Raw genomic sequence first — 3,981 nt, forward strand, 5'->3', positions numbered from 1 at the left:
GGCCCTCGTTCCGGGGGCGCGCCCTGCCGTCGTTTCGGCTCGGCCACCCGTTCGCTGTCGGCATGCGGAACATTGCGTTCCGGCGGGCTCCGCCGCGCGTTTCGGTCCGTGTGATCCGTCGGCACGCGACCCGGACACCGCCACAGCTCCGGCCCGGGGTCAACCGAGCCTTTTCGTGAGCGTGTACTCCGTGATCCCCGGCGGATAGTCCGGGATCACGCACACCACCTCGTAGCCGAGCCGTTTGTAGAACTCCGGGGCCTGAAAGTCCCAGGTCTCCAGGCGGGCGGAGCGGCAGGCGCGGTCGCGGGCGGCCGTGTGTTCGGCCTGGGACAGCAGGTGCGAGCCGAGGCCCACCCCTCGGTGGCGTTCGTCGACCCAGAGATAGATCACGTGGAGCCAGGTGGCCCAGGTGTGGCCGACCAGGCCGCCGGCGAGGTCGCCCGCCTCGTCCAGGGCCCACACCTGGAGCGGCAGTTCGCGTTCGTCGGGGGTGCCGCGCAGGCCGCGGAGGATCGGCGAAGCGGCGGTGTTGCTGGCGCGCAGTCGGGAACGCAGCAATTGGCTTCGTTCTTTGTCGACTTCTGTCTCAATACGAAACATGCGGCACACCATAAACGTGCCGGACAACCAGTTCTGCAAATTACCTTCCGCTCCTGCCCCCCGGCCTTACCCTGATGAACAGCACCGGTGGGGGCCGGTGCTGATCAGGGGGCGAGACAGTCGGGTACGACGCCCGGAGTGGGGGTAGCGGTTCAGCACGGCGGCGGCCGTGCGGCTGCGACGCCCCGTCCCAGGTGTAAACCGGGGCACGCTCCGGGCGCCGTACTCGCGCCGGCCGTCCCCCGACCAGTGGGGGTTTCAGTGGTTCGCATCCGAGTCCTGGTCGTCGACGACCACCGTATCTTCGCCGAGTCGCTCGCCGCGGCCCTGGCCGCCGAGCCGGACGTCGACGTGTCCGCGGCCGGCAGTGGCCCCGCCGCGCTGCGCTGTCTGGACCGCGCGGCGGCGGAAGGGCGCAAGTTCGACGTGCTTCTGGTCGACGCCGATCTGGGGGGCCACGCTCATGTCCCCGGCGCGCGTCCGGCCGCCGTACCCGTGCCGGACGGCAGCGAGAACGGGCTCGTGGACGGCATATCGCTGGTCGCGGGCGTGCGTTCGGGACAGCCGAGCGTACGGACCGTCGTCCTCGCCGAGAAGGACGATCCGCGCCGGGCCGCGCTGGCCCTCCAGGCGGGCGCGTCCGGGTGGGTCGCCAAGGACTGCTCGCTGTCCCGGCTGCTCACCGTCATCCGGGGAGTGCTGCGCGACGAGACACATCTGCCGCCCGCGCTTCTCACGGGCGTCCTGCGGGAGTTGACCGCCGCGCGCAAGCACCGCACGGAGAGTGAGCGACTCGTGGAGTCCCTCACTCCGCGTGAGCGGGAAGTGCTTCGGTGCATGGTGGCAGGGCTGGGGCGCAAGGCCGTCGCCGAGCGCCTGTTCCTCTCCCCGCACACCGTCCGCACGCATATGCAGAACGTCCTCGGGAAGCTGGGCGTCCACTCCACCCTCGCCGCGGTCGCGCTCGCGCGCCGCGCCGGGGTCGGGCCCGTCGACCTGAAGCCTGTCGGGCGGATCATGCCGGAGGAAAGCAGCAGTGCCTGATCAGTGCCGGTGAGCGGGGGCGATGGGGTGCCCCGCGCGAGGTCCTTCGAGCGTGAGCGCGTGCCGGACCCCGCGTCTCCGGCCGGAACCGCCCGGCAGACCCTCAGCCGGGTATGTTGTCGAACGGGGCGGTCAACTGGCGTAGCAGGCCTGCCAGGTCGCCCCGCTGGGTGGGGGACAGCTCGGCCAGGATCGCCCGTTCCTGGTCGAGGAGTCCGGCGAGCGCCTGGTCCGCCCGGTCGCGACCCTCGTCCGTCAGCCGGACGAGCACGCCCCGGCGGTCACTGGGGTCGGGCAGCCGTTCGACCAGGCCCTTCTGTGTCAGCCGGTCGATACGGTTCGTCATCGTGCCCGACGTCACCAGCGTCTGGGTGAGCAGCTGACCGGGCGAGAGCTGATACGGGTTCCCGGCACGCCTCAGCGCGGTCAGCACGTCGAACTCCCACGGCTCCAGCTGGTGCTCGGCGAACGCCAGCCGGCGCGCGCGGTCCAGGTGCCGGGCAAGTCTGCTCACCCGGCTGAGTACTTCCAGCGGCTCCACGTCGAGGTCGGGGCGCTCCCGGCGCCACGCTGCGACCAGCCGATCGACCTCGTCCTCCATGGCGATCAGTGTAGTGGTTGTGTCGATGTGAAGTCTCTTGAGATCGAGAGAGTTAGCGTCAAGTCTCTTGACTTCGAGATATCTCGCGGTGAGAGTGGAGCCGTCCGGCGCTGGGCGACGACACCCGGCGCCGGAGTCCGGAGGAGTCACGAGGAGGTAGTTTCCCCATGCCCGCCACCAGCCCCACCTGGGACCCCCAGCAGTACCTGCGGCACGCCGGCCACCGCGCCCGCGCCTTCGTCGACCTGCTCGCCCATGTCCCCGAACCGCCCGCGGAAAACCCGCGCATCGCCGACCTCGGCTGCGGCCCCGGCAACGTCACCCGTCTCCTCGCCGACCGCTGGCCCACCGCGCACATCACCGGGTACGACAACTCGCCCGAGATGCTCGACAAGGCCCACGTCGACCACGAGGGGCCCATCCCGGGCGGCGGCCGCATCGACTTCGCCGCGGCGGACGTCCGCACCTGGGTGCCCCCGGAGCCGTACGACCTGATCGTCGGCAACGCCACCTTCCAGTGGGTCCCCGGCCACCTCGACCGCTTCCCCGCCTGGATCGACGCCCTCACCCCCGGCGGCACCTTCGCCTTCCAGGTCCCGGGCAACTTCGACTCGCCCAGCCACCGCCTCATGCGCGAACTCGCCCACTCCGCCCGATGGAAGGACCGGCTCGGCGAGACCCTCCGCCACGACGACGCGGTCCACGCCCCCGCCGACTACCTCGCCGCCCTCGCCGACCTCGGCTGCGAGGTCGACGCGTGGGAGACGACGTACGTCCATCTCCTCCAGGGCGAGGACCCGGTGCTCGACTGGGTGAAGGGGACGGGCCTGCGGCCGGTCCTCACCGAACTGGGCGCGGACGCCGAGCCGTTCGTCGCCGAGTACCGGGCCGCCCTGCGCGAGGCCTATCCGGCCACCGCGCACGGCACGCCGTTCCTCTTCCGCCGCATCTTCGTCGTCGCCCACAAGCCGGGGTCGGGCCGGTGATCACTGCCTTCGACCACGTCCTGCTCGCCGCCCCACCGGGCTCGGAGGGCCGGTTGCGGGCGTTCTACGTCGGCGTCCTCGGCATGACAGAGATCCCGAAGCCGCCCGCGCTCGCGGTGCGGGGAGGGTGCTGGTTCGGTGCGGGGGATGTGATTCTGCACCTCGGGGTGGAGGCGGGTTTCCGGGCGCCGAGGAAGGCGCACCCCGGGCTGCGGGTGCGGGACATCGACACGTACGCGGCCCGTCTGGCCGGGCGCGGGGCGCCGGTGACCTGGGACGACGACCTGCCGGGGCATCGGCGGTTCTACTCCGAGGATCCGGTGGGGAACCGGCTGGAGTTCCTGGAGCCGAACTGAGTCGGCCGGGTTGTCGATGGGAGGAGCGGGGGGTGGAGGGATCGGCGAAGCCGTCGCGGCGGCCGGTCGGCGATGTCGATGTTGTGCAAAATATTGACGGCAGATAACTACGCGCCTACCTTCGCGGTGTTCCTCCCTCGTTCCCCCTTAGCTCCAGGGAGACCCGCATGCCCCCGTCCCCACTCCCCAACCCCGCCGAACAGGCTGAACAGGCCCTGCGCACAAGGCAGTTGCGTCGTGTCGCGCTCTCCGGTCTGCTCGGTACGGCCGTCGAGTTCTACGACTTCCTCGTCTACGGAACGGTCGCCGCGCTCGTCTTCGGCGAGCTGTTCTTCCCGGGCGCCGACCCGGCCGTCGGCACCATCGCCGCGTTCGGCACCTTCGCCCCCGG

The 3,981-nt window shown here is 71.1% G+C and carries 5 protein-coding genes and 1 pseudogene; 4 read left to right on the forward strand and 2 right to left on the reverse strand.

The features are described 5' to 3' along the window. Positions 1 to 159: 159 nt before the first annotated feature. A complete protein-coding gene (locus tag ACFU53_RS47040; protein WP_384006528.1) occupies positions 160 to 615 on the reverse strand; it encodes a GNAT family N-acetyltransferase in 456 nt (151 codons plus the stop codon). A 249-nt stretch (positions 616 to 864) separates the two neighbouring features. On the opposite strand from ACFU53_RS47040, the gene ACFU53_RS47045 reads away from it, so the two are divergent. Continuing rightward, positions 865 to 1,647, forward strand: a complete 783-nt coding sequence (locus ACFU53_RS47045; protein ID WP_384006517.1) for a LuxR C-terminal-related transcriptional regulator — start codon at positions 865 to 867, stop codon at positions 1,645 to 1,647. 103 nt (positions 1,648 to 1,750) lie between these two features. On the opposite strand, the gene ACFU53_RS47050 is transcribed toward ACFU53_RS47045, so the two are convergent. Then, positions 1,751 to 2,248 carry a MarR family winged helix-turn-helix transcriptional regulator gene (locus tag ACFU53_RS47050; RefSeq protein WP_384006520.1) on the reverse strand — a complete coding sequence of 166 codons (498 nt, stop codon included), beginning with the start codon at positions 2,246 to 2,248 and terminating at the stop codon, positions 1,751 to 1,753. A 167-nt stretch (positions 2,249 to 2,415) separates the two neighbouring features. Here ACFU53_RS47050 and ACFU53_RS47055 point away from each other — a divergent pair, with 167 nt between their 5' ends. The 3 genes and pseudogenes from ACFU53_RS47055 to ACFU53_RS47065 form a co-directional block, all read left to right on the forward strand. Continuing rightward, entirely contained in the window at positions 2,416 to 3,234 is an 819-nt protein-coding gene (locus ACFU53_RS47055) for a trans-aconitate 2-methyltransferase (RefSeq protein WP_384006523.1), read from the forward strand. Then, positions 3,231 to 3,590 (forward strand): VOC family protein, encoded by a 360-nt coding sequence (locus tag ACFU53_RS47060; RefSeq protein WP_384006525.1) that lies wholly within the window; start codon positions 3,231 to 3,233, stop codon positions 3,588 to 3,590. Before ACFU53_RS47055 ends, ACFU53_RS47060 begins: the two co-directional genes overlap by 4 nt. Before the next feature lie 167 nt (positions 3,591 to 3,757). Further along, positions 3,758 to 3,981, forward strand: a pseudogene (locus tag ACFU53_RS47065) (MFS transporter); the annotation flags it as partial.

Source organism: Streptomyces sp. NPDC057474 (assembly GCF_042802555.1).
Classification (GTDB): Bacteria; Actinomycetota; Actinomycetes; order Streptomycetales; family Streptomycetaceae; genus Streptomyces.